The sequence below is a fragment of the Exiguobacterium artemiae 255-15 genome (assembly GCF_000019905.1).
Taxonomy (GTDB): Bacteria; Bacillota; Bacilli; order Exiguobacteriales; family Exiguobacteriaceae; genus Exiguobacterium_A; species Exiguobacterium_A artemiae.
This window is the reverse complement of the sequence record NC_010556.1, coordinates 1,024,808-1,047,873: the sequence shown is the minus strand read 5'-3', so window position 1 is coordinate 1,047,873 and position 23,066 is coordinate 1,024,808. Positions and strand designations below refer to the sequence as shown.

At 47.9% G+C, this 23,066-nt stretch carries 26 protein-coding genes; 8 read left to right on the top strand and 18 right to left on the bottom strand.

Going from position 1 to position 23,066, the window contains the following annotated elements:
- Positions 1–13: 13 nt before the first annotated feature.
- Entirely contained in the window at positions 14–550 is a 537-nt protein-coding gene (locus EXIG_RS05320) for an NUDIX domain-containing protein (RefSeq protein WP_012369902.1), read from the bottom strand.
- Positions 551–734: 184 nt separating this feature from the next.
- Between EXIG_RS05320 and EXIG_RS05315 the strand changes: the two genes are divergently transcribed.
- On the top strand, positions 735–1,589 hold the full coding sequence (locus EXIG_RS05315; protein ID WP_012369901.1) for an aldo/keto reductase: 855 nt from the start codon (positions 735–737) through the stop codon (positions 1,587–1,589).
- A gap of 68 nt (positions 1,590–1,657) precedes the next feature.
- Complete coding sequence (locus tag EXIG_RS05310) at positions 1,658–2,314, top strand: type 1 glutamine amidotransferase domain-containing protein (RefSeq protein WP_012369900.1); 657 nt, start codon at positions 1,658–1,660, stop codon at positions 2,312–2,314.
- Positions 2,315–2,382: 68 nt separating this feature from the next.
- Here the strand turns inward: EXIG_RS05310 and EXIG_RS05305 are convergent, their stop codons facing one another.
- From EXIG_RS05305 to EXIG_RS05255, 11 genes are all read right to left on the bottom strand, one after another.
- Positions 2,383–3,006, bottom strand: coding sequence for a hypothetical protein (locus tag EXIG_RS05305; protein ID WP_012369899.1), 624 nt, complete (start codon positions 3,004–3,006; stop codon positions 2,383–2,385).
- A gap of 130 nt (positions 3,007–3,136) precedes the next feature.
- The gene (locus EXIG_RS05300; RefSeq protein ID WP_012369898.1) at positions 3,137–3,673 is read right to left on the bottom strand and encodes a PadR family transcriptional regulator; all 537 of its coding nucleotides are present in this window, start codon (positions 3,671–3,673) and stop codon (positions 3,137–3,139) included.
- Positions 3,674–3,806: 133 nt separating this feature from the next.
- A complete protein-coding gene (locus tag EXIG_RS05295) occupies positions 3,807–4,400 on the bottom strand; it encodes an NUDIX hydrolase (protein ID WP_012369897.1) in 594 nt (197 codons plus the stop codon).
- Complete coding sequence (locus EXIG_RS05290) at positions 4,397–4,978, bottom strand: CDP-alcohol phosphatidyltransferase family protein (RefSeq protein WP_012369896.1); 582 nt, start codon at positions 4,976–4,978, stop codon at positions 4,397–4,399. The genes EXIG_RS05295 and EXIG_RS05290 overlap by 4 nt, the downstream gene beginning before the upstream one ends.
- Before the next feature lies 1 nt (position 4,979).
- Complete coding sequence (locus EXIG_RS05285) at positions 4,980–5,870, bottom strand: ABC transporter ATP-binding protein (protein ID WP_012369895.1); 891 nt, start codon at positions 5,868–5,870, stop codon at positions 4,980–4,982.
- Positions 5,842–6,588, bottom strand: a complete 747-nt coding sequence (locus EXIG_RS05280) for an ABC transporter permease subunit (RefSeq protein WP_012369894.1) — start codon at positions 6,586–6,588, stop codon at positions 5,842–5,844. Before EXIG_RS05280 ends, EXIG_RS05285 begins: the two co-directional genes overlap by 29 nt.
- Positions 6,585–7,349 carry an ABC transporter permease family protein gene (locus EXIG_RS05275; RefSeq protein WP_012369893.1) on the bottom strand — a complete coding sequence of 255 codons (765 nt, stop codon included), beginning with the start codon at positions 7,347–7,349 and terminating at the stop codon, positions 6,585–6,587. Before EXIG_RS05275 ends, EXIG_RS05280 begins: the two co-directional genes overlap by 4 nt.
- Complete coding sequence (locus tag EXIG_RS05270; RefSeq protein WP_012369892.1) at positions 7,336–8,529, bottom strand: ABC transporter substrate-binding protein; 1,194 nt, start codon at positions 8,527–8,529, stop codon at positions 7,336–7,338. Before EXIG_RS05270 ends, EXIG_RS05275 begins: the two co-directional genes overlap by 14 nt.
- 15 nt (positions 8,530–8,544) lie before the next feature.
- The gene (locus tag EXIG_RS05265; RefSeq protein ID WP_012369891.1) at positions 8,545–9,303 is read right to left on the bottom strand and encodes an SDR family NAD(P)-dependent oxidoreductase; all 759 of its coding nucleotides are present in this window, start codon (positions 9,301–9,303) and stop codon (positions 8,545–8,547) included.
- Positions 9,287–10,273: an MBL fold metallo-hydrolase gene (locus EXIG_RS05260; protein WP_012369890.1), complete on the bottom strand. Its 987-nt coding sequence runs from the start codon at positions 10,271–10,273 to the stop codon at positions 9,287–9,289. The genes EXIG_RS05265 and EXIG_RS05260 overlap by 17 nt, the downstream gene beginning before the upstream one ends.
- Before the next feature lie 178 nt (positions 10,274–10,451).
- Positions 10,452–11,891, bottom strand: a complete 1,440-nt coding sequence (locus EXIG_RS05255) for an NADP-dependent glyceraldehyde-3-phosphate dehydrogenase (RefSeq protein ID WP_012369889.1) — start codon at positions 11,889–11,891, stop codon at positions 10,452–10,454.
- 215 nt (positions 11,892–12,106) lie between these two features.
- Between EXIG_RS05255 and EXIG_RS05250 the strand changes: the two genes are divergently transcribed.
- The gene (locus tag EXIG_RS05250) at positions 12,107–12,985 is read left to right on the top strand and encodes a chemotaxis protein CheV (RefSeq protein WP_041261525.1); all 879 of its coding nucleotides are present in this window, start codon (positions 12,107–12,109) and stop codon (positions 12,983–12,985) included.
- Between the two features lie 85 nt (positions 12,986–13,070).
- Here EXIG_RS05250 and EXIG_RS05245 read toward each other — a convergent pair whose 3' ends face one another.
- Together EXIG_RS05245 and EXIG_RS05240 are read right to left on the bottom strand one after the other, a co-directional pair.
- Positions 13,071–14,009 carry an IS30 family transposase gene (locus tag EXIG_RS05245; RefSeq protein ID WP_012369167.1) on the bottom strand — a complete coding sequence of 313 codons (939 nt, stop codon included), beginning with the start codon at positions 14,007–14,009 and terminating at the stop codon, positions 13,071–13,073.
- 116 nt (positions 14,010–14,125) lie between these two features.
- On the bottom strand, positions 14,126–14,482 hold the full coding sequence (locus tag EXIG_RS05240) for an Hpt domain-containing protein (RefSeq protein WP_012369887.1): 357 nt from the start codon (positions 14,480–14,482) through the stop codon (positions 14,126–14,128).
- A 120-nt stretch (positions 14,483–14,602) separates the two neighbouring features.
- On the opposite strand from EXIG_RS05240, the gene EXIG_RS05235 reads away from it, so the two are divergent.
- Entirely contained in the window at positions 14,603–15,538 is a 936-nt protein-coding gene (locus EXIG_RS05235) for a magnesium transporter CorA family protein (protein ID WP_012369886.1), read from the top strand.
- 139 nt (positions 15,539–15,677) lie between these two features.
- Here EXIG_RS05235 and EXIG_RS05230 read toward each other — a convergent pair whose 3' ends face one another.
- Positions 15,678–16,781, bottom strand: a complete 1,104-nt coding sequence (locus EXIG_RS05230) for a PP2C family protein-serine/threonine phosphatase (RefSeq protein WP_012369885.1) — start codon at positions 16,779–16,781, stop codon at positions 15,678–15,680.
- A gap of 121 nt (positions 16,782–16,902) precedes the next feature.
- On the opposite strand from EXIG_RS05230, the gene ytzI reads away from it, so the two are divergent.
- Together ytzI and EXIG_RS05225 are read left to right on the top strand one after the other, a co-directional pair.
- Positions 16,903–17,073 (top strand): YtzI protein, encoded by a 171-nt coding sequence (gene ytzI / locus EXIG_RS15820; protein ID WP_012369884.1) that lies wholly within the window; start codon positions 16,903–16,905, stop codon positions 17,071–17,073.
- 131 nt (positions 17,074–17,204) lie between these two features.
- Complete coding sequence (locus EXIG_RS05225; RefSeq protein WP_012369883.1) at positions 17,205–17,762, top strand: hypothetical protein; 558 nt, start codon at positions 17,205–17,207, stop codon at positions 17,760–17,762.
- 38 nt (positions 17,763–17,800) lie between these two features.
- Here the strand turns inward: EXIG_RS05225 and EXIG_RS05220 are convergent, their stop codons facing one another.
- Positions 17,801–18,388, bottom strand: a complete 588-nt coding sequence (locus EXIG_RS05220) for a YdcF family protein (RefSeq protein ID WP_012369882.1) — start codon at positions 18,386–18,388, stop codon at positions 17,801–17,803.
- Between the two features lie 154 nt (positions 18,389–18,542).
- A complete protein-coding gene (locus tag EXIG_RS05215; RefSeq protein WP_012369881.1) occupies positions 18,543–19,364 on the bottom strand; it encodes an endonuclease I family protein in 822 nt (273 codons plus the stop codon).
- A 335-nt stretch (positions 19,365–19,699) separates the two neighbouring features.
- Here EXIG_RS05215 and amyS point away from each other — a divergent pair, with 335 nt between their 5' ends.
- The gene (amyS, locus tag EXIG_RS05210; protein ID WP_012369880.1) at positions 19,700–21,241 is read left to right on the top strand and encodes an alpha-amylase; all 1,542 of its coding nucleotides are present in this window, start codon (positions 19,700–19,702) and stop codon (positions 21,239–21,241) included.
- A 59-nt stretch (positions 21,242–21,300) separates the two neighbouring features.
- Here the strand turns inward: amyS and EXIG_RS05205 are convergent, their stop codons facing one another.
- Positions 21,301–21,915 (bottom strand): NAD(P)-dependent oxidoreductase, encoded by a 615-nt coding sequence (locus EXIG_RS05205; protein WP_012369879.1) that lies wholly within the window; start codon positions 21,913–21,915, stop codon positions 21,301–21,303.
- 226 nt (positions 21,916–22,141) lie between these two features.
- On the opposite strand from EXIG_RS05205, the gene EXIG_RS05200 reads away from it, so the two are divergent.
- Positions 22,142–23,065, top strand: a complete 924-nt coding sequence (locus EXIG_RS05200; protein ID WP_012369878.1) for an AAA family ATPase — start codon at positions 22,142–22,144, stop codon at positions 23,063–23,065.
- The last annotated feature ends 1 nt before the right edge of the window (position 23,066 follow it).

Here is a 23,066-nt window from a genome sequence, read left to right as displayed (position 1 = left end):
AAAATCATTCGCTTTAGAATGATTTTAATGTACGAATGTGCCAATGCTGAATCGCCATGATCGTTTTCGCATCGACAATCGTCCCATTCGCTACAAGTTCAAGCGCCCGTTCAAGTGTCAACGTCTGGTTTTCCAGAAACTCATCTGCATCCAGCTGACGCTCTCCCGCAGTCAAACCGCCTGCTTCATAAATATGTACGCGTTCGCTGCAAAACCCAGGAGCTCCGTAAAAATCAAACACGTGGTTCAGCTCAGTTGCCGTGTATCCCGTTTCTTCTTTCAGTTCACGCCCTGCGCACTCTTCCGGATTTTCCCCTTTTTCCAACTTTCCGGCCGGGATTTCAATTGACAATTGCTCGAACGCTTTCCGGTATTGCTCAACGACCAACAAATCTCCTTTTTCATCAAACGCGATGATGGCGACTGCACCGTTGTGATAGACCAGTTCGCGAATCGACGTATTACCGTTCGGCAGACTGACGACATGTTTCTCAACGTTAAATACTTTTCCTTCATAAATAACTTCGCGCTCTAGTGTTTTTTCTTCCATCCTGAACACCTCTTCTAATCGGATTTCTTCTCTTTCACAGTATGCCTGTTTTTTGATTCTTGATGCAAGTCTGTTTCTTTTCCATTGCAATGCCCATTCCGTACAAATCCACCCGGGAACATCGTGGATCAAATATGCTAAACTGATACACAGTAGCACCAGTCGAAAGAAATGAGGGATTGATATGACATTAGGTTTAGGTACGATGACGATTTTAAAACGCGGTCAAGAGGAAGCAGCCGAAATTCTCCGGACAGCGCTCGACGAAGGAATCGTTCACTTCGATACGGCGGATGTCTATGCCAACGGCGCAGTCGAGTCATTGATTGGACAGACATTTTCACCGGAAGACCGCAGCCGGATCTTTTTAGCTTCAAAAGGCGGCAACCGGATGAATGACACCGGGACAGGCTGGACGTGGGACCCGAGTTACGACTACCTGAAAAAAGCATGTTTTGAGAGTCTGAACCGTCTCGAAACACCGTATCTCGATCTCTATTATGTCCATGGCGGAACGATGGAAGACGATCTGGATGCCTCGATTCGTGCCATGAAAGACTTGCGGGAAGAAGGACGCATTAAAGAATATGGAATTTCGTCCCTCCGTCCGAACGTCATCAATTATTGGCTTGACCACAGTGACTTCAGTTATTTGATGACACCGTATTCGCTGCTCGACCGCCGGATCGAGGAGTTATTGCCGCGGCTGCAAGAACGTAACATCAAACTCGTCGCCCGCGGACCGCTCGCGAAAGGTCTTCTGACGACGGAAAGCATGTCACGTCTTCAATCGGTTGACCGGTTTGAACAATATGACAAGGAGCAGCTGGAACACGTCCTGTCGACGTTACAGGATTATCCGCTCCCTGCAATGGCTCTGCAGGCCGTTGATCAACAAGCCGATATCGTGTTGCCCGGCGCATCGAGCGTGTCGCAACTGCAGGCGAATCTGCAGGCGATGCGGGAACCGTTGACTGCTGAACAGATCGCACATGTTTTGTCGCTTCTGCCGGTTCATACGTACACAGAACACCGGTGAGGTTTGAATATTTTATCGGAAGGGAAACTTCTTCTTTGTAACGTTATTACAGAGGAGGAGTTTTTATCATGTCAAAAATTTTAATCGTATCTACAAGTGCTGACGATATGAACGGTCACAAAACCGGTTTATGGTTCGAGGAGTTTGCTGCTCCATACAACCTGTTTAAAGAAGCCGGTCATGATGTCACGGTCGTTTCGGTCAAAGGCGGCGACGTACCGATTGATAAAGCTTCAATGGTTAAAGAAATCCTGCCTAAATTCCAGGAAGCACGTCGTGCCCTGCACGATACGACGCCACTCGCAGACGTCGATCCTGCTTCGTTTGACGCTGTTTACTTCCCGGGCGGCCACGGAGCAGTCGTCGACTTCCCGAACAACCCGCTCGTTGCCGGTGCCATCGAAGCGATGGTCCGAAAAGACGGCGTCGTCGCGTCAGTCTGCCACGGACCTGCTGCCTTTGCGCATGTCACGATTGACGGTAAACCGTTCGTATCAGGTCGTCAAATCAACGGCTTCACGGACGAAGAAGAAAAATCAACAGGACTCGAAGACAAAGTTCCGTTCTTGCTTGAAACTACATTACGCGGTGAAGGGGCAACCTTCCTGACTTCAGATGCCGGAAAAGAATTCGCTGTCATCGATGGTAATGTTGTCACAGGTCAAAACCCTGCTTCAAGTGAAGCCGTCGCTAAGCTTGTCATTGCTAAGCTCGCAATCGTCTAACTTAATCCTGCAAGCAACAAACCCCTTTTCGGTACAGATACCGAAAAGGGGTTTTTGTTGTTTTCACTTTACGGTAAAACCCGTTCATACGCTGCGATTTCACGACTCAGTTCTTCAAGCTTCTGTTTTTGTGTTTCGTACTGTGGCGAAAGCTTGAGATGCTCCTGCTCTAAACTCGTTTGTTCCGCCGGAGTGAAGGCACGGGGAACAATCCGTTCCCGACGGTACCACCGTTTCGGAATAATCGTCGGTTGCGGACCCGATTTCAAAAGCTGATCGACTTGATCGTAGGCTGAACGAACTTCTTCAAACTGATCTTTGACAGACGGATGTTCCTGACGCAATTGTTCGAGACGTGTCGCGACGAACGGTTGCGACTTCAACACCAGCTGTTGTTTAATCGATTGTTTCAGAATCTGTTTGACTTGTGACCGTTGCACATCTGATTCAGCTTCGTCTGCTACGATTTCAAGATTCAACTCTCCCGCTTCATCTAAAATCTGTTCCATTTCCTCAAACGACAACCAGACCAACTGTTGCGTGACAAACCGGTCAATTACTCCGGATTCTTCATAGTAGTCACCGATTTCTCCGCCTAATTTTAATTCTGCGACAGCGTAATGGACTTGATGTTCAATCATCTCATCCGTGACTTCATCCAACCATTCTTCATAATCCGTAAATACACTCACGTTCGTAGTCCTCCTCTAATCCCGTTACAATTCATTTACTGTACCATATCGTCTGTCTCAAATGCTCTTTTGACGACGCAAAAAAACAATCCCCTGTTTTGACAAAGGATTGATGATATCACCGTATGGTTCAGACATTCGCCTGACTTTTCTTTATTTCTTCCATCGCCCAGTCACACCACTCGAGATAATTCAGCATCATGCGTAAGCCGTATTCACTCGTCAAGGTTTCCCCGAGCGTTGCCCCGTTTTCTAAATGATCTTTCCGCCAGACCTTCATCATATCGACGGCAAACTGGTGATGCCGCTTCGATTCTTCCAAATACAAAATCGCTTCATCCGGCGGCAACAGATGCAGCAAGGACACCCGCATCAAGTTTTCATCTTTCATCTTCGGCTTGAACTCACTTGGCGCACGCAACCAGGCGACAAGTGCCGTTTGACCTTCTTCCGTAATCGAATAAACCTTTTTATCGGGTAAGTCTTCTTGGACGATGTACACACTGGTCACAAGCTGATCTTCTTCCATTTTCAACAATTCACGGTAAATTTGTGTATGATGCGCCGTCCAAAAATGGGTCATCTGCTTTTTGAACGTCGTACTTAAATCATATCCGGTCGCTTCTCCCTGAGTTAGCAGTCCGAGCAATGCAAATCGTAACGCCACTGGCTGCACCTTCTTTCATCAAATGTATATATTGTTAATTATCTCAAAGAAATGCCCATTATGCTACTTTTTGCCTAGCTTACCGTAAAAAAACGAAAGAACTGCCGCATAAAAATGCATGACAGCCCTTTCGTTATGTCTGCTGGACACGATATGCTTGAATTCCTTCATTCACCCGTCTAAAGTAGGCAGACGGATGCGGTACGAATTGATCACGGTGGATGATTTCTTGATCCGCGGTCTGAAACGTTTCTGCCGTCTCATCCGTCAGCCGGGCAAACTCGGAAAATGGTAAGGCAATCAATCGACTGACTTCTTCTGTTTGCAACACGTAACGTTCGAGCGGCATCGATTCATCCGTCAGGAACAGATGGACACGTTCACGATCTTTTAAGTCCCCGAGTATCAACTCTTCCAAGAAGACGCCCAGTGGAAACAGTTGCTCAAACTGCCGGACGAGACCGATCTCTTCTTCGAGTTCGCGGATTCCGTCCCTCGGCGTCTCACCTGCGAGCAAATGTCCGGCAGCCGTGATATCAATCAGCCCCGGGAAATCTTTTTTCTGTTTCGCCCGTTGTTGTAAGATCACGTGGCCTTCCTCATGATTGATGACAAAACAATGAAACGTCTCATGCCACAATCCCTCTTGGTGGATTTTCTTACGGGTTGCCGGATACAGCGGTTGACCGGTGGAATCAACGACCATCAACTGTTCTGATTCGCTCATCGCAACACCTTCGAAGCTTGATAAAACCGCTCGCCGACCGTATACAATTCAGCAATCAAAAAGAGGATCGCAATCCAGATGATGGCGCTTGGAAACAGTAACATCGCAGTCAGAAAAAGGAATCCTTCCGTCCGTTCGACGAGGCCCGGTTGATACTGGAATGACTTAAATCCATAATTTTCGCTGACCGCTCCAATCGCAAGAAACATCGTCATACCAATCACGAATGAGGCGACGAGTAATAAAATGACGACTTGCGTCTCCGGAAAACGTAAGGCAATTCCGATCAAAACGGATAATTCCACAATCCGGTCGAGCACTAAATCGAGAATCGTCCCGATCGGTGTCGTTTTTTCCCGGCGTGCCATCGTTCCATCGACGACATCGAGTGCTCCGGACAGCCATAATAATAAAATTGCAATTCCCGTCATATCGTTATACACAAAGAAACCGGTCGAGGCACCGATGATGCCGGAAATGATGGTGACCTGGTTGGCGGAAAGCCCCATCTTCTTTAATAAGGTCGCCATCTGCTCAAAAAGGGGCTGGACGACTCTTCTCGCGCGTGTATCTAACATGCTACCCCTCCTTCCTCACAAGATAAGCTGTCACGTTTTCGAGGAACGTCTCTGTCGTTTGAACAACAAGACGCTCACCTGTCTCGCGTTCGACTTCATAAAAACGAACACCGTACTGCGTCAGCTCTTTCGTAATCGTAACATGTTCCTGTAATCCATTCGTCGGTCTTAAGACCAACTTCACTTCCGATAACGGATACCAATCACCGTCCAGGTACATACCGTCTCCGAAAAACGGACTTTTTTCCGCCAATTTAACCGGATGTCCCTGATCAATGATTTGTCCTTGTTCCATTACGTAGACATAATCCGCCATCGCCATCGCTTCCTCACGGTCGTGCGTCACAAGTAACGTCGTCACGCCTTCGGCGACCGTCAAGCGCCGGATTAGCGTCCGCAGTTCGCGGCGGCGTGGTAAATCGAGACTCGAGAACGGTTCGTCGAGCAACAGAAAATTCGGACCGCTGGCCAACGCCCGGGCAAGGCTGGCCCGTTGTTGTTCTCCACCGGACAGTTCATGGACAAAAGCATCTGCCCGTCCGGCTAATCCGACTTTCTCCAACCATTGTTGCAAATCCTCATGATGACCTTTTGCCATACCAAGACGGATATTTTGACCGACCGTCAAATGAGGAAACAGTAACGGACGTTGAAACAACATTGTCACACCCCGTTGATTCGGAGCGGCATGTGTCATATCGATCTCTCCGAAACGGATGGTTCCGTCCGATACTTTCTCAAGACCTGCAATCAATCGCAGCAGTGTTGTTTTCCCGCTTCCGCTCGGACCGACCAAAGCGACACATTGCCCCGACGTAATGCGTAAATCAACGCCCTGCAAGACTTGTTTCTGACCAAATCGTTTATTGACGTGCTGAATCGTAACGTCCATCTAACAGCCTCCGAACTAATCGCACCCATGCTTCGAGCAGCATGAGTTGCACAAAATAAATCAAAAACGGTAAAACAAGCAGCCAGATCGTCGCTTCTTTCGCTGCAATCAAAGAATTTCCGGAATAAAGCGGAAACGCTTCAAGCGCAATCATTTGAACGACACCGCCTCCAATCAGGGTGACGAGCGCATATTGACTCAAGGCAATGACCGTTACGAGCAGAGTGACGGATTGGATGGCAGAACGCATCATCGGGCCTGTGAGAAAAACAAATCGTTTTATACGGCTCGGTTCAATCAACACCATCTGCTCCATCATCTGTTCCCCCAGTGCCTGAAACGCATTCGTATAGATCCGAATCGTATACGGTAACGTTGGCAGCAGTAAAACCAGCAGCACTCCGACGAATTGATCGGCAAGTCCTAACCGGATCCAGGTCAGATAAAGACCAAACGACAATAACAAAACTGGTAAAAAGAGCGGTAAACTGATCAATAGTTCCATCGAGCGGATGAGTCGTCCCGTGCGAAACGCAATTGCCTTTCCAGTAATATAGCCGATCGAATGATTGAGCAGCGTCAAGGCAACAATCATCGAAATCGTCGTTGCCAAGGTTTCAAACAACCGCGGATTCCAAGTCCAGGTGGACGGAATCAATCCGATCAACGGAACGAGGATCAGGAATCCTGTCACTCCTGTTATGATCCGTCTCCTCATTCGATCCGCCCCTTACTGATCCGTTCCGTTAACGGACGAATCATTCGTGTGAACAGCAATAACAGCAAAAACAGAAGGCCGGTCAAGAGGACACTGATGGCAAAGGCTTCCGGTTGACGCGACAAATCGCCCTGCGTATACAAATCAAACGTATAGACACCAATCAGCTTCGGATACGTCACACCGAGCAATGCCGGGACTTCGTAAGCAAACAAGGTGAAGGCAAAAACGATAAAGGCTGCTTCCAGAACAGGAAACAGTAAAAATACCCCTTTTCCGTGCCAAAACCGTTTTATCCGTGACAAACCGAGCATCAATCCCAGTTCTTCATAGCGATGGTCGAGACGCCGATAGACCGGCAGTAAATAGAAAAAGACAAACGGGATTTCCTTGTAGAGATACGTCAAGATGATACTAAATTGATTCACCTCGTGCGGACCAATGACCGGGAAATCACTCAGGTAAAGAATGGCTAGATAGGCTGCACCAAGATGGGGCAAAAATAACGGGACGGCCAGAATTTGCGCAGCCCATCCCGTCTGTTTCGCAAAAAATCCGGCCAATCCTGCCCCGATCAATACAGCCAGTACGGTACTGCTGACTGCGACATAGAGACTGATGCCGACACTTTCCAAAAATACCGGATCTGCGGACAATTGCTTGTAATCTCCCCAAGTCGTCATCGAAAGACTGATGAACAGACCGTATCCGACCATGCCGACAATCAGCAGCGTTGCAGGCCAGGCATTACCGCGCCACACGTTCCGGCCAGTCTTTCCGAATCATATCAAAGATGGCCGGATCCAGTTCAGCACGGACTTTCCCCTCAAATGCCGCCGGTTTCGGCGTCGATTCCGCTGCCGGAACCTCTTCAAACGCCTGCTGTTCCTTCTGGCTTACCGTCGTCAAATCGAGGCTCGTCCCGTCTCCCCAGTAAGTGCCGTCGAATTTCTTAAGTTGGGCGTCCGGTGACAATAACGTGTTAATCGTAACGAGTGCTCCATTCGGATTCGGTGCGTTAAACGGAATCGACAGGAAGTGGGTCGATGCGATGGAACCGTCTTTTAAGATCAGCGGACGTGTTTCTTTCGGGAATGTCCCTGACTTCACTTCCTGTTCCGCCCGTCGTTCGTTAAAGCCCATCGTGAAGGCGACACTTCCTTTGGCATACAGTTGGTCCAGCTGAGCGAGCGTCTTCGGATACGTTTTGCCTTCTTTCCATAAATAAGGCTTCAATTCGTTTAAATACGCCCATGTTTTCTTAAAGTCCGCTTTCGGGTCCTTTAACGTCTCTTTTGACTCGAGCCCATACATGACGTGGCGGACAAACGCATTCCCCGTAAAGTCCGTCACTTCCGGATACGTAAATTTGCCGGGATTTTCTTTGACCCAGCTTTTTAGTTCCCGCAAGTCTTGGGGCGGATTTTTGACACTGGCTTGATCGTAGTGGAACGTGTATTGAACTTTCCCCCACGCGGCTTCAAGATGATCCGTCGGTGTTCCGCTGTCCGATCCTTGCGCCTGCGGATCGACGTATTTCATGTTCGGCAACACTTTTGTGATTTCACCGTATAACAAGCCGTCCTTTTTGGCGTTCCGGAAGTTGTCGCCGTTAATCCAGACGACATCGATGACACCCTTTTCTTTCCCGGCTTTCTTTTCCGCCCGCAGTTTTTGAATCAAATCGGCTGTTTCAATCGGAACCCGCTTCAATGTAATCTTGTGCTCTTTTTTTAATTTTGGCGCCACGTATTCATCGATATAGGCGTTGATCCCCTCATCGCCGCCCCACATATACATCCGGACAGTCGTCGCATTAGCGTCTTTCGCAATCGACGTATAGGACGATCCTAATACTTTTTCCTGAACCGGCGCTGCCGGAGAGGCACATCCGGCAAGGAGCAGTCCTGTTGCTGCGATGGCAGTCATCTGTTTTATCATGTGTGAAAATCCCCTTTATTTTTTATCGAAGCCTGACTTCCCGAGCCATTCAATGACCCGCGGAAACAATCCGTAGGCCTTTGCCGAACCTTCCATCCAAAACGGCGCATTCACCTCGCGTTTTTCCCGGACCATGGCCCGCGTCACCGTTCGTGCTAATTTTTCTTTTGACAGGACGATGTTCGCAACGTTTTTTTCGTATTTCCGGCTGAGATCCGCCCGGACAAAAAATTCCGTCGCAATCGGTCCCGGATTGACCGTCATGACATGAAGACCCTGCGGCTTCAGTTCGAGACGCAATGCATTTGAAAACTGATATAACGCTGCTTTCGTCATGCAATAAATGCTCGACTTCGGTGTAGGTAACTTTCCGGCCTGACTTGCCACGTTGACAATTATGCCGTGCGGACGAAACAGCGGAAGACAGGCTTTCGTCAACCGGATCGGAGCCAGAACGTTGACTCGGTTCATCGATTCAATGGTTTCAATCGTCGTGTCCTTCAAAAAACTGAACTCCCCAAACCCGGCATTGTTGATCAGTACATCAATCATGCCATACCGGTCGGCGATTTGATCAGCCAGACGCTCCGGTGAATGTTCTAAATCGTAAACGATGTATTCCGCCTGAAGGGTTTTCGCCATCTGTTGGAGCCGATCTTCCCGCCGGGCGACTAAAATCAAATTTGCCCCGTGCCGGTTCAGCTCGTAAGCGAGCGCTTCCCCAAGACCGCTCGAGGCACCGGTCAAGACGACCGTCTTATTGATGAGATTCATGCGCACTGCCCTTTCTCGTATACCGTAAAATTCCGTCTTGTTTTTCGACAACGATCTGTCCGCTGGCTACAAGGTAGTCGAGACGAGCTTTCATCTCACTCATGACAAGCGGGAACGATTTCTTCAACCGGTTCCCGTACGTCACTTGCGCAAGCTCAAACAGCGTTTTTGAACCTGTGATATGCTTCAGCAACTGTTCACCGCGCGCTTTCCGTTGTAACAGACGTTCTTCGATTAAAGACGGAACATCGCGAATCGGTTCGCCGTGCCCTGTATAGGCAATCTGAATCTGTTCGCCCTGCAGTTTACGGAGGGAGCGCATGTACGCGAGGACCGGTCGTTTCATATCCGATTGATCTCCCGGCTGCGGCTGCTCCAGCAACGGATTCGGTTCGACGCGCGCCAACAGATGATCGGCTGCAAACAGAACACCCGATTGACTGAGAATGCCGATTTGATCGCTCGCATGCCCCGGCAGTTCAATGATCCGATACGCGCCTGACGCCGTAATCGCATCCCCTTCCTGCAGGACATAATCGAGTTGTCCTTTGCCAAGCCATTTTAATGCCGATAAGTAACTCGGTAAAAGTGCCCGTATGTCGTCCGGTACTCCGAACGACAAGGCCAGCCGTTGCAGGAAGTCATCCCCTCTGCTCAAAAAGGCTTGGTCTTGTTCTAAGTAGGGACGCAGACGCGCATGTCCATAAATCGGAATCCCCTGTTCAGAAAAACGGTAGGCAAGCCCCGCGTGATCCGCATGGTGGTGAGTCACGATCACTTTATCAAGCATCGAAACCGTCAATCCGATTTTTTGAAGACCGTCCTGCATCGCTTGCCAGGCTTGTTCCGTATCCGGACCACAATCAATTAAAATATTTTCCGAATCGGTCCGTAACACATAACAATTGATATCTCCGACCGGGAATGGTGTCGGAATCGGTAAAGTAAAGATTTCATCCTCTTGTCGCATCGGTAAACCCCTCTTCTCTCTGGATGGTTTCCTTCATTATAGAGAGAAAGAAGCGGCAGCGGCAAACTTTGTCGCCCTCAAACCGTTAAACCTTTAAAAAGAATACGCAATATACTGTCCGTTGGATGCAAAAAAGCGACCTTTCCGCAGATTGAAAGGTCGCTTTGATCAAACTATCTTATTTTAAGTTAAGAACTGTTAATTTATCACGTGTCATTGAAGCGAGGCTTCGTCCGACACCTTGAACGCCAAGACCCGATGATTTAACGCCGATGAACGGGAAGTGATCAGGACCACGTTCCGTTCGACCATTAATTTGGACAGAACCTGTTTCAAGCGCATCCGCGACACTGAATGCTGCATCGATGTTTTCCGTGAAGACACTTGCTTGAAGACCATATTCCGATTCGTTCGCATAAGCGATCATTTCTTCAACCGAGTTGACACGAATGACAGGTAAGACCGGTCCGAACGGTTCTTCCCATGCAATTCGCATATCGCGTGTCACATGGTCAAATAATGTCGGCTCAATCAAGTTAGCGGTCCGGTTGCCGCCTGTGACGAGTGTTGCGCCTTTTTCTTTCGCATCTGTAATCAAACCTTCAACGAAGTCAGCTGATTTTGTATCAATCAACGGCACGACAACACTTTCGTCTTCCGGTGAACCGACTGTCAGTTTCGCGATCCGGGCTGACAATTCTTCCACCAACGCATCCGCCTGTGGTTCAAGAACGAATACCCGTTTGATGGCTGTACAGCGTTGACCGGAGTACGAGAACGCACCGCTGATGATGTGATCTGCCGCTAATGATAAATCGGCATCCTCAAGAACGAGCGCCGGGTCTTTTCCGCCGAGTTCGAGGACGAGCGGAATCATCGCCGACTGACGTGACAAGTGTTGCCCTGTCGCTGTCCCGCCTGTGAACGTAATCATGTTAATTCCCGGATGCGCTGTCAAATAATCGCCGATGACCGAACCGCGTCCTGTCACGAGATTAACGAGACCTGACGGTAATCCTGCTGCGACAAGCGCTTCAACCATCAACGTCCCACTGATCGAACCTTGTGTTGCCGGTTTGAAGACGACGGCATTTCCTGTCATCAAGGCAGGGGCCAGTTTCGCAGCTGCCAGATTGACCGGGTAGTTAAACGGCGAAATCGCAAGTACGACGCCGAGCGGCGCTTTTTTGATGATAGCGATTTTTTTCGCACTTCCGCCCGGGAACGAGTCCCCTTGCATCATTTGACCGTCAAAACGAAGACCTTCTTCTGCTGTGTAACGGATGATTTCTGCCGTCCGTTTGACTTCTTTAATTCCGTCAGCAAGTCCTTTACCGACTTCACGCATGATGACTTCGCCAATCTCGTTCGCACGCTTTTCAAGTTCTGTTGCCCAAGCATGGAGCAATTCAGCGCGTTTATTGGCAGGGACTTTCGCCCATTCTGCCTGTGCTGCCTTAGCAGATGCGATTGCACGATCTACTTCTGTTTTTGTCATCGCTTGAACACGACCGACTGTATCTTCTTTATAAGGCGAAGAAATTTCAATGGTTTCATTGGATTCACTTTCCTGCCATTGCCCGTCTAATAAGTATGTGTATGTTGTTGCTGTAGTCATTCCACTCGACCTCCATTTATTTTTTCTCTCTCACTTCAGTGTGTGGCTGCATAGCCTATTGTAATCAATTGGTCAGACAAATGCCAAACTTTTTGCTTAACATAAAATGAAAGCGATTTCAACAACTTTTTTATTCTTTTTACGGTGGAAGAATTGCTTTTTTCTGCCGATAACTAGTCAGAAGTGTAGTGCAGGATGGAAAGGGGCTCGATTACGTGTACAATCAACACGATATTTTATTAGAAGCTGGAACAAATGAGTTGGAAATCGTTATTTTTCATTGCGGACCTTACACGTTCGGCATCAATGTCATGAAAGTCCGTGAAATCATCGTTCCGTTACCGATGACACCACTCCCCGGCACACCGGATGCCGTCAAAGGTCTGATTGAACTACGCGGTGAAGTCATGACGGTCATCGACTTACCGACGGTCATCGGTGTCGCCCATGAGGAAACGACAGATGACCGGTTGATCATCTGTGAGTTTAACGGTGAAAAAAGTGTCCTCCGCGTCGATTCTGTAACGGAAATCCGCCGTATTTCGTGGGAACAGATTGATACGCCGAATGAACTCGCCCGAGGCATCGAAGGATTAACGAATGGTGTCGTTAAGACGGGAGATAAGATGATCATCTTGCTCGATTACGAGAAAATTGCGCTCGAGCTGTCACGCAAGGATATCTTCGCCCGCGAAGAAGGCCGTCGTGTTTCGCCCCGCAACCGCTCCAATAAAACCATTTGGATTGCGGAAGATTCGGAAATGCTCCGGACGTTAATCATCGAAACGCTGGAAGAAGCCGGTTATGACGGCTTGAAGTGGTTTATCAACGGCAAGGATGCCTTCGATGCGTTTGAGGCAGGCAGCAACTGTGATCTCTTGATCACCGATATCGAGATGCCGAAAATGGATGGACTGCACTTGACGAAACGATTACGTGAAGATGACCGTTACACGGAATTACCGATCGTTGTCTTCTCGTCCTTGATTTCGGATGACCTCCGCCATAAAGGCGAGTCTGTTGGTGTCAACGCCCAGATTACAAAGCCGGAAATCGGTCGATTGATCGAAACCGTCGATACATACGTCCTGTAATCACTATTTTCCTAAACAAAAAAACCGTCTCCTGTCTGATCAGGAAACGGTTTTTTTAAATCTCTTTTATTTTAAAGACGGTTTGTCAAATTAAGTGCAACACTTCTTCCGTGAAGACCTCGTATGCAGTTTTCCAGTTAAGACATTTTCGTGGTCTCCCATTAATCCAGGCGAGCGCTTGAGCGATTTCAGAACGACTGACCTTTCCGAAATCTGTCCCCTTCGGGAAAAATTCACGGAGAAGACCATTGGCGTTCTCGTTACTACCACGCTGCCAAGAAGAATACGGATCTGCAAAATACATGGGTAAGCCTAACGTGTCACGAATTCGTTCATGACAGCTAAACTCTTTTCCACGATCTGTCGTCGCAGTTTGGAACGTTCCCAACGGGAAGGAAAGATGTAATGCTTGAATCGCAGACTCCATCGATTGAGCGGACCGATTTTCCATCGGTACAGCGAGATAAAAACGACTCTTTCGCTCGACGAACGTTGCGACACAGGCTTTTGACGTTCCTCTACCCGATACAACAGTATCAAGCTCCCAATGTCCAAACGTTTGACGCCCTTTGACGTCGGACGGACGTTTACTGATTGGCAGTCCGACGTTGAAGCGTCCGCGCGTCTCACGTGGTTTCTGACGCTTTCCCTTTTGCCGAAGAAGTCCAGAATCGGCCTCGACGAGGCCACTATAAATCCAACGATAAATTGTCTTGAACGAGAGTCCTTCTTCTTGGAATAATCGTCCGGCAATTTGTTCAGGGGACCACGTCTCCCGTAATTTTTCGAGGATGCAGATTCCTTTTTCGAGCGTAAACTTCGTACGTGCACCGCACTTCTTCTTTCGCTCCACATAACGCTGGTCAGCATGAGAAGAATCGTAATGAGGATTTCGTTTCAATTCTCGTGAAATCGTAGAAGGTTGACGCCCCAGGCGTCCCGCAATCTTTCGGACAGAGAAACCTAGCTCGAGATACGTCTCTATTTTGACTCTTTCTGATATGGTAAGATGAATATAGCTCATAACGAATCCTCCGTTGAATTTTGTGTGGTAACTCTATTCTACACGAGGCCGTTATGGGTTTTTTTTGTGTTTTCAGCTAGGTGTTGCACTTAATATTACAATTCGTCTAAACAAAATCACTGTTTTTTTTCGAGAAATACATTCAGCCAAGTTTTTCTGAACCCTGTCATGCAGTCTTCAATCCGGGTTAAAACACCGGCCGCATTCTCGACTGAGCCTGTCTCAGCCTCTTTTTCCAGCAATTCAAAGTCATCCGCTAAGTCATCCGCCGCAACGGAATAGGAGGCACCCTTAAGTAAATGAGCTAATTTTTCTGTCTGTTCGGCATCTTTTGCTTCGACCGCTTCCTTTAATTCCGGAAATTTCCGATCAAACTGGGCAATATACGTCTCACCGATTTTTTGCAAGAATACGTCATCGCCGCCGGCAATCAAACGCAGTTCCGCTAACTTCTTTTCATTAAAAAAAGGCATCTTTTCCCCTCCTCTTTTTCTATATTATCATTAATCGTCTTAAAAAAAAATCGGAGAATCATTTACACGGTCTATAGAGTATTCCTATAATAAAAAAGTGAAGAGCAGGAGGGATAGACAATGTTGACGATTTATCGAAGTGATGTGACGGGGGCAGTCAACGAAATTCAGGAGTTTACGAAAGGTTCCTGGATTCATCTTGTCAATCCGACAAAAGACGAAGCCGATCAAGTCATCGCTGCTACGAAAATTCCTGAGGATTTTATTTATGACCCGCTTGATGTCGAGGAAAAACCTCGTTTTGAGAAAGATGATGAAGGTTTGTTGATGATCGTCGACGTTCCTTATATCGAAGAAGAATCATCCGGACGCCGTTACAATACGATTCCACTTGGTATCATCGTGACCTCAAGACACTTCATCACTGTCTGTTCGCAACAGCTGGATGTCTTGACGTTGTTCTCAGGGGGAAAACTCCGGGCGTTCCGGACGAATTACCGTTCCCGGTTCGTCTTTCAGATCCTCTATAAAGTCAGTTCGTCGTATCTTCGATTCCTGCGGCAGATTGACCGTCGAATGGATGAGCTCGAAGAAGAACTGCAACGTTCCATGCGAAATCAAGAAATTTTCCAATTAATGAACTTACAAAAATCACTTGTGTACTTCATGACTTCCTTGAAGTCAAACGACGGCGTACTCGATCGAATCATCAAAACGCCGAGTCTTGAGAAACATGAAGACGACGAAGACTTACTCGAAGATGTGTTCGTTGAACACCGGCAGGCTATGGAAATGGCCCAAATCTATAAAGATATCATCAGTTCGACGATGGATACGTTTGGTTCTGTCATCTCGAACAACGTCAACTTCGTCATGAAGTTTCTCGCTTCCATCACGATTGTCATCTCGATTCCGACGATGATTTCCGGAATGTTCGGGATGAACGTGCATGTACCGTGGGAAGGCGAAGTCATCGGCTTTTGGATTGTCTTCGGCATGATGATTTTCTTCTCGGGGCTGGCAGCCTTTATTTTATGGCGCCGCCGTTTCTTTTAGTTGAACTCCTTCAAAGTCGTAAAAAAATTAAAAAACCACTTCCTTTTGAATGCTTTAGTTTGAAAAAGAGTTCGGAGACGATTGTCTCTTCAGCTCTCTCCGGCTAAGTTCATCAAAGGAACGTGGTTTTTTGTTTCATTTAATTAATTTCGACGGTCACGAGACATAAATCGTCCGCATCATCACTTTGATCCGGTTGAATCAATTGATGGATGGCAGGACCCTGCTCGTGAATCAATTCACGGATGGCACTGATGCCTTCATCAATGCCTTTACTGTATAACTCCATGAAGCCGTCGGTATACAAGTAGACACAACCTGGCGAAACGAGGTCAATCGTTTGGCTTGTATACTCCGAATCTTCGAACATTCCGACCGGCAGTCCCGTATTCTCAAGCGGAATGATTTGATTTCCCATCCGTAACAAGCCCGGTGGATGTCCGGCATTGGCATAACTGAGTTTCATTTCATCCAGTTCGATGTACAAGTACACGGCCGTAAAATAAATCTCCGTTTCATCGCCCGGGAACAGGCGGCTCATCTGTTTGTTTAACTCCTCAAGGACTTTCGCCGGATCGCCGATGCGGTGTACGAGCTCAAATAAAATCGAACTCATCCCCATCGTGATCAAAGCGGAGGATACACCATGTCCCATGACATCAAACAGAATGATCCCGTATTTTTGCGGCGAAATCCGGTACCAGGCATACATATCACCCGCCAGTTTTTTCGAAGGAATGTACGTCGCCATAATCCGGATGTCTTCGTCCTCGATATTGGCACTCAGGACACTCTGTTGCAACTTTTGTGCTAAATCAAAGTCTTCCTGCAATACCTTTTCATACCGTTTTCGGGCGTCGATCGCTTGTTTGAGTGACATGGCGTTCCGGACACGGGCCAACAGTTCCGTTTTCCGGATCGGCTTCGTCGTATAGTCGGAAGCACCGGCATCCAGTCCGTCCGCAATATCCTCTTCATTTGATCGGCCGGATACGATGACGATCGGCAACTCATCCAAACCAAAGCGTTTACGAATTAAGCGGGTCGCATCGATACCGCTGATTCCGGGCATTTCGACGTCAAGTAATACAACATCCAGTGTTTCGATGAACAATGGATCTTCCATCAGCTCCAGCGCTTCTTCCCCGCTCATCGCTTTGACGACATCGTACCCCTCGTTTTCAAGCAAACGTTCTAAAATCATCAAATTCGTAAACTCATCATCTACGACCAGTATACTCATGTTGTCACCTCACTCTATCCATATATTCATTGAAAATAGTTTATCATACAATTTACATTTTCGTTTAGACGAAAGATGCTTTTTCCGTCATACTAAAGAAGAATGAAAGGAGGAATGGATCATGTGGCTTTATGTCGTCTCCATTCTAATCATCGTCTTCGTCTTAGTCGCTTCAATCCTCGTGATTTCAAAGGGTTACGGCTACAAAGGCAATAAAGATGACATCGAAATTGATTACGATGAAATCAACCGTAAATTATCTGAAAAACACGATGATGAACATCGACCGTAAGACAATTAGACTGTCTCAGACCATCATATCATTGGATGGTCTTTTTGTTGTTTTACAAATGCATGTTTTTAGTTGTGAGATAAGGGTATATTCCTATCATGGTCAAATCATATTCTAAGGGAGTGTCAATCATGCAACCAAACTTACCAAACGATCCACATGCCGTCCACGCTGAAAACCCGAACCGTCAGTTCGATCAGGAAACTTCATCTGGTCGTCAAGTCAGTTTACTTACAGGAATGCTGCTTGGCGCAGTCGTTGGTGGTCTCCTGACGTTACTCAGTTCTTCGAGCCGTCAAAATACGAAACAAAGCCTACGCGGCGCGAAAGACTCGGTCTCGACGCTTGCTTCATCGATTAAAGAAGATCCGTCTGGCAAAGCATCACAAGTCATCAACCAAGTGAAGAGCGCTTCAAGCATCATTCAAGAAGTCGCATCAGACGTTCAAAACGTCTACGATAAAGTCAACACAGAACTCGATACGGTCAAATCAGACGCTTCATCGGTCAAAGAGACTGTCAATGAAGCGAAAGGTGACCTAAACTCCATCAGCAGCAAAGTTGTTGAAGCAAAAGATGTGGCGCTCGGAAAAGAAGAAGCACCTCCTGAGCATCAACCGAACACTACTCATCAAAACGATTCTAATCAAGATGACTCTAAGCCAAATGATTCGCAACTCAACAAATAAATTCGACGACACCTTTCCGGGTAACGGAAAGGTGTTTTTCATTGAAAATATTTTACGACAATCGCGACACGTTCCCGCATACCATAACGCAGTACACCGGACAGTGGTGTCGCAGCGGGAATCGCGTCGGTCTTCAGATTCATTTGCGCTGCCTCTTTCCGGGCCCGGTACAAATGAAAGTCCGACGTCACGATCGAGACACGATTTTCGGATGCCGGCAACAGCCGTTTTGAGAAAGTCAGATTTTCGGTCGTCGAAGTCGATTGATCTTCAAGCAATAAACGTTCTTCGCTGATTCCTGCTTGAATCATCCCCCGCCGCATCGCTTCCGCTTCTGAAATCGCTTCTCCGTCTCCTTGTCCGCCGCTTAAGATGAATGTCGTATCCGGGAACTGCTTTCCGTACCGGGCAGCCGCTTCAATCCGGTTACTTAAAATCAACGAAGGTGTCTCTCCTTTGACACCGGCTCCAAGCACGATAACATATGGATGTTTGCCGTTTGCGAGCGGCCGTTCTCCTTTCGCGACGAACCAGCCAATACTGAACCAAAAGACAGCGAGCAACAGAAGCAGCCCAAGACCAGTCTTATAAAAACGTCCTCCGATACGTTTCATCGCTTTTTTCATTATGCTATCCCCTCAGTAGTAAAAGTCCTGCCGTTTAATTTTCACTTCTTTCTATACGCCGGACCTAAAAAAAGGTTTCACATCGTTTTCTCAGTCAAAAAAAGAGACACGTCCGAAAAAAATCGGTGTGTCCCTCTTTCAGATCTGTCTGACATTAATTTCCCCAAATCGATGTCACGTATTCCGGATGATCGATAAATGGATTCCGGTTTTTTTGCCACTTTTCAAAAATGATGTCATTGCGTCTGATTTCCGTCGCATCGACCGGATCAAGTTTGTTCCATGCTTTTAGCGTCGACAGTTTGCCATGAAGTGGATTTGCGCCGTTGCTGACATTTTCCGATGCTTCCAAATCAATTTCACCGCCGCCTTCATAGCGGACAGCCATATAGAAGATCATACGCGCGATATCGCCTTTGACACGTGTCGGCGGTTCCCATGAATCGCTGTCACGGTAACAGTCGCAACCGGCATACTTCGTGCCGCCGTTATCAAAATCAAGATTCCCCCGTGCGCTGTTGACGACAACATCTTCCGCCCGCAGATGATGCAGATCCGTTCCCGGTCCGTTGCTTGTTCCGAAATCACCGTGCGACTTCGCCCAGACGTGCTCACGGTTCCATTGACCAACGTTCCCGCCGTTATTGCTCTTCGCAATCGATTTCCCCGTGTACAGTTCAATGACATTATTCGCATTGTTCGGATCTTGGTCCGTTTCCTTCAGAGCAGTCCAGACCGTGTCGTACGATACTTGTGTATGGTTATCAATGATGTCATGTAATGAGGCTTTTAATGCCGCACCTGTTTTACCTGACGCCGGCAGATAATATGCGTCGATCGTCGATTGTGACGTGACCATCTGTGGTCCGGCAACGATTTTGGTCGGTTCTGTCTTAGCGATAACCGGTGTAAACGAAATTGACCCGAGTGCAAGTGCAGCGACAAGCGCTCCGCTGATTTTCGACTTCCAATTCATACTGTGTTTCCCCCTTGGTTACATATGTACGAGCTCGTCTTACCTCCTCATTTTTACACCTCCTTTTACCTCTTGAGAAGCTGGACAAAAGACCTTAAAATCCGGCAAATAAAACTGAACCAAAATTCATCATCTCGTTCAAGAGTCCGATGGTCCTGTTTTTTTCTTAAGAACAGGTCAACCGATTGATTATTCTTCTCTTGAAAAAATATTCCAGGTTCAAAAGTCACGAAAACAAGATGTTCAGAAATAAACGTCGCGGATGATACGGTAAATTCCAAGACTTGATATACTGTAAATGCAAACGCTTTCATAAACTTACAGGAGGTCTTTTCATGAAACAAAAACGCTTGATTGTCGCGACTCTCGCGACTGCTACTTTTCTAGCGCCACTTGTGCAACCGATTGCAGTAGGTGCAACGGCGGATAACGGTACGATGATGCAGTATTTCGAATGGTATGTTCCGAATGACGGCAACCACTGGAATCGTCTCGGCAGTGATTCAACGAAACTCGATCAACTCGGAATCACGTCTGTCTGGATTCCGCCCGCTTATAAAGGAACCACACAAAATGATGTCGGTTACGGAGCTTATGATTTATACGATCTCGGCGAATTTAATCAAAAAGGAACCGTCCGGACGAAATACGGAACGAAAGCTCAACTCAAAACGGCCATCAATCAACTACATACAGCCGGCATCGATGTCTACGGGGATGTCGTTATGAACCATAAAGGCGGAGCGGATTTCACGGAAGCCGTCACAGCCGTCGAAGTAAACGGCAGCAACCGGAACCAGGAAATCTCGGGTGACTATCAAATCCAAGCCTGGACCGGATTTGATTTCGCCGCGCGGAACAATACCTATTCGAACTTTAAATGGAAATGGTATCACTTCGACGGAACGGACTGGGATCAATCCCGTTCAAAAAGTGCCATCTATAAATTCCGTGGGACCGGAAAAGCGTGGGATACCGATGTCTCGACCGAAAACGGAAACTATGATTACCTGATGTATGCCGATATTGATTTCGATCATCCGGAAGTCCAGCAGGAAATGAAGAACTGGGGCAAATGGTATGTCAACGAACTTGGTCTCGACGGATTCCGTCTCGATGCCGTCAAACATATCAAACACGGTTACCTTGCCGACTGGCTCGCAAACGTCCGTCAGACGACCGGAAAACCGTTATTCACGGTGGCTGAATATTGGCAGAACGACCTCGGGACGCTGCAAAACTATTTGAGCCGGACGAACTATCAGCAATCGGTCTTCGATGCTCCGCTCCACTATAAGTTCGAGCAGGCAAGTAAAGGCGGCGGCTATTATGACATGCGGACGATCTTTGACGGCACACTTGTCAAAACGAATCCCGTCCAGGCCGTCACACTCGTCGAAAACCATGATTCCCAACCCGGACAGTCGCTCGAGTCAACGGTACAGTCATGGTTCAAACCGCTTGCTTACGCCATGATTCTGACACGTGAACAAGGATATCCGTCGGTCTTCTACGGCGATTACTACGGGACAAAAGGCACGTCGAACCGTGAAATTCCGGCGCTTGCCTCTAAAATCGATCCGTTGTTAAAAGCGCGGAAAGACTTTGCCTTCGGAAAACAAAATGATTATCTCGATAATGCGGACGTGATCGGCTGGACGCGTGAAGGTGTGACCGACCGGGCGAAATCTGGTCTTGCAACGATTCTGTCGGACGGTCCGGGCGGCAGTAAATGGATGTATGTCGGTCTTCAAAACAAAGGTGAAGTCTGGACCGACATCACCGGTAACAACACCGCTTCCGTCACGATCAATCAGGACGGCTACGGTCAATTCTTCGTCAACGGCGGCTCGGTTTCCGTATACCGCCAGCAGTAAGTGCATACAAAAAGCCGATTTTCAAAGGACTTTTTCCGTCCTTTGAAAATCGGCTTTTCTTATTCGGCCAGTCCGACGCTGCTCCGGACATGTTCCCCCTGCTCAATCGCTTCGAGCAAAAAGTGGGCGACGTCCGCCCGGTTGATTTGCTTCGCCTGTTCCGGGACACCATTGTCCGTCTGACGATACAAACCGGTCAACGGACCGTTCATCAATCGAAGCGGTCGCGCGACCGTATACGCTACATCGGCCTGTTTCAACAGTTCAATCGCCTGCCGGTGATCCTTTAGCGGATTCTTGAGAATTTGTTGGGCAAGTAATCCTTGTGCACCCGGAAGCTCCTGATCGACTCCGGCAGAAGCGACATAACCGATCCGGTCGACGCCATTCACCTTCATCGCGTTTACGATTCGTAAGAGACTCCGCTCGAGAAAGCCGCTGTAAGACAGACTCTCGGTTCCGAGGGCTGTCAGCACCGCCTCTTGTCCCTGCATGGCTTGATTCACCGCTTCCTGATTAAGTACATCCCCTTCGATGACTTGCAGTTTTCCGTCCGTCAACTCGAGTTTATCCGGGTTACGAACGAATGCCGTCACCGTATGCCCGTGGGCGATTGCCTGTTTGACCAACTCCTGTCCGGTTTGTCCGGTCGCTCCGAAAATAATCAGCTTCATACAAACTGCCTCCCTTTATCTGTTCTTTTATTCAACTACCCTTCCCTTTCAGTCCGTAATCGTCCGGTCTTTTTTTCTGAATCAGAAAATAGTTTCTTCTTGTTTTCAATTTGTGCTAAAATTCAGTTAATATTATTGGATATTTTTTCCTTAAGATGATGTATTTTCTGGATTTCTGAGAAAAACAGCTGTTTGAATTTTATTTCATGATATGGAGGCGTACATAGTGAAACTACAACAATTAAAAGACCAGCTCAATACGATTTATCTGGGAAAGTCCAATGTCATCGATTTGTGTTTAACGGCCTTGATTGCCGAAGGCCATATTCTGCTCGAAGATGTGCCGGGGACCGGGAAGACGATGCTCGCGAAAGCTCTTGCCAACAGTTTTGACAGTGCCTTTTCCCGGATTCAGTTCACAGCGGACCTCCTGCCGTCTGATGTCATCGGCTCCGACTTCTTTAACATGAAAACACAGGAATTTGAGAACAAACGCGGACCGCTGTTCGCGAACGTCGTGTTGATTGATGAAATCAACCGGGCTGTCCCGCGCACCCAGTCGGCTCTGCTCGAAGCGATGGAAGAACGTCAAGTCTCGATCGGCGGAACGACGTATCAGATGCCGGCTCCGTTTTTTGTCATCGCAACGCAAAACCCGATTGAGTCTTCCGGAACGTTCCCGCTACCGGACGCTCAGCTTGACCGGTTCATGGTGGCGATTGAAGTCGGTTATCCGAATCTTGAACACGAACGGCAACTGTTGAACGAAGTCTTGGCCAATGTCCGGAAACAGGCAATCGGCATCGCAACAGGCGGTGACCTGATTACCTGGCAGGAAGAAGCCCGGCGTGTCCACGCCTCTCAGGACGTCCTCGATTACCTGCTCGCCATCGTCCAAGCGACCCGTCATCACGCCCTTGTCGAAGTCGGAGTCAGTCCCCGCGGGGCGATTGCTTTGCTTCGGGCATCACAAAGCTTTGCGTTTCTGAGCGGCCGCGATTTCATCATTCCGGAGGACGTCAAATACTTGGCAAAACATGTGTTGTCCCACCGCTTGACACTGACACTCGAAGGCGGTATCAAAACGACAAAAGCCGATGTGTTACTTCATCTGCTTGACGATATCCCGGTTCCGGTCGAAATGGAGTGAC

Bases quoted from the DNA above. Each gene is read 5' to 3' on its own strand.
- EXIG_RS05230 (WP_012369885.1), bottom strand. From the start codon at position 16,781: ATGAGTATACTGGTCGTAGATGATGAGTTTACGAATTTGATGATTTTA.
- EXIG_RS05205 (WP_012369879.1), bottom strand. From the start codon at position 21,915: ATGAAGCTGATTATTTTCGGAGCGACCGGACAAACCGGACAGGAGTTG.
- EXIG_RS05255 (WP_012369889.1), bottom strand. From the start codon at position 11,891: ATGACTACAGCAACAACATACACATACTTATTAGACGGGCAATGGCAG.
- EXIG_RS05235 (WP_012369886.1), top strand. From the start codon at position 14,603: ATGTTGACGATTTATCGAAGTGATGTGACGGGGGCAGTCAACGAAATT.
- EXIG_RS05245 (WP_012369167.1), bottom strand. From the start codon at position 14,009: ATGAGCTATATTCATCTTACCATATCAGAAAGAGTCAAAATAGAGACG.
- amyS (WP_012369880.1), top strand. From the start codon at position 19,700: ATGAAACAAAAACGCTTGATTGTCGCGACTCTCGCGACTGCTACTTTT.
- EXIG_RS05240 (WP_012369887.1), bottom strand. From the start codon at position 14,482: ATGCCTTTTTTTAATGAAAAGAAGTTAGCGGAACTGCGTTTGATTGCC.
- EXIG_RS05315 (WP_012369901.1), top strand. From the start codon at position 735: ATGACATTAGGTTTAGGTACGATGACGATTTTAAAACGCGGTCAAGAG.
- EXIG_RS05280 (WP_012369894.1), bottom strand. From the start codon at position 6,588: ATGAGGAGACGGATCATAACAGGAGTGACAGGATTCCTGATCCTCGTT.
- EXIG_RS05215 (WP_012369881.1), bottom strand. From the start codon at position 19,364: ATGAATTGGAAGTCGAAAATCAGCGGAGCGCTTGTCGCTGCACTTGCA.
- EXIG_RS05285 (WP_012369895.1), bottom strand. From the start codon at position 5,870: ATGGACGTTACGATTCAGCACGTCAATAAACGATTTGGTCAGAAACAA.
- ytzI (WP_012369884.1), top strand. From the start codon at position 16,903: ATGTGGCTTTATGTCGTCTCCATTCTAATCATCGTCTTCGTCTTAGTC.
- EXIG_RS05320 (WP_012369902.1), bottom strand. From the start codon at position 550: ATGGAAGAAAAAACACTAGAGCGCGAAGTTATTTATGAAGGAAAAGTA.
- EXIG_RS05260 (WP_012369890.1), bottom strand. From the start codon at position 10,273: ATGCGACAAGAGGATGAAATCTTTACTTTACCGATTCCGACACCATTC.
- EXIG_RS05225 (WP_012369883.1), top strand. From the start codon at position 17,205: ATGCAACCAAACTTACCAAACGATCCACATGCCGTCCACGCTGAAAAC.
- EXIG_RS05220 (WP_012369882.1), bottom strand. From the start codon at position 18,388: ATGAAAAAAGCGATGAAACGTATCGGAGGACGTTTTTATAAGACTGGT.
- EXIG_RS05270 (WP_012369892.1), bottom strand. From the start codon at position 8,529: ATGATAAAACAGATGACTGCCATCGCAGCAACAGGACTGCTCCTTGCC.
- EXIG_RS05290 (WP_012369896.1), bottom strand. From the start codon at position 4,978: ATGTTAGATACACGCGCGAGAAGAGTCGTCCAGCCCCTTTTTGAGCAG.
- EXIG_RS05265 (WP_012369891.1), bottom strand. From the start codon at position 9,303: ATGAATCTCATCAATAAGACGGTCGTCTTGACCGGTGCCTCGAGCGGT.
- EXIG_RS05310 (WP_012369900.1), top strand. From the start codon at position 1,658: ATGTCAAAAATTTTAATCGTATCTACAAGTGCTGACGATATGAACGGT.
- EXIG_RS05295 (WP_012369897.1), bottom strand. From the start codon at position 4,400: ATGAGCGAATCAGAACAGTTGATGGTCGTTGATTCCACCGGTCAACCG.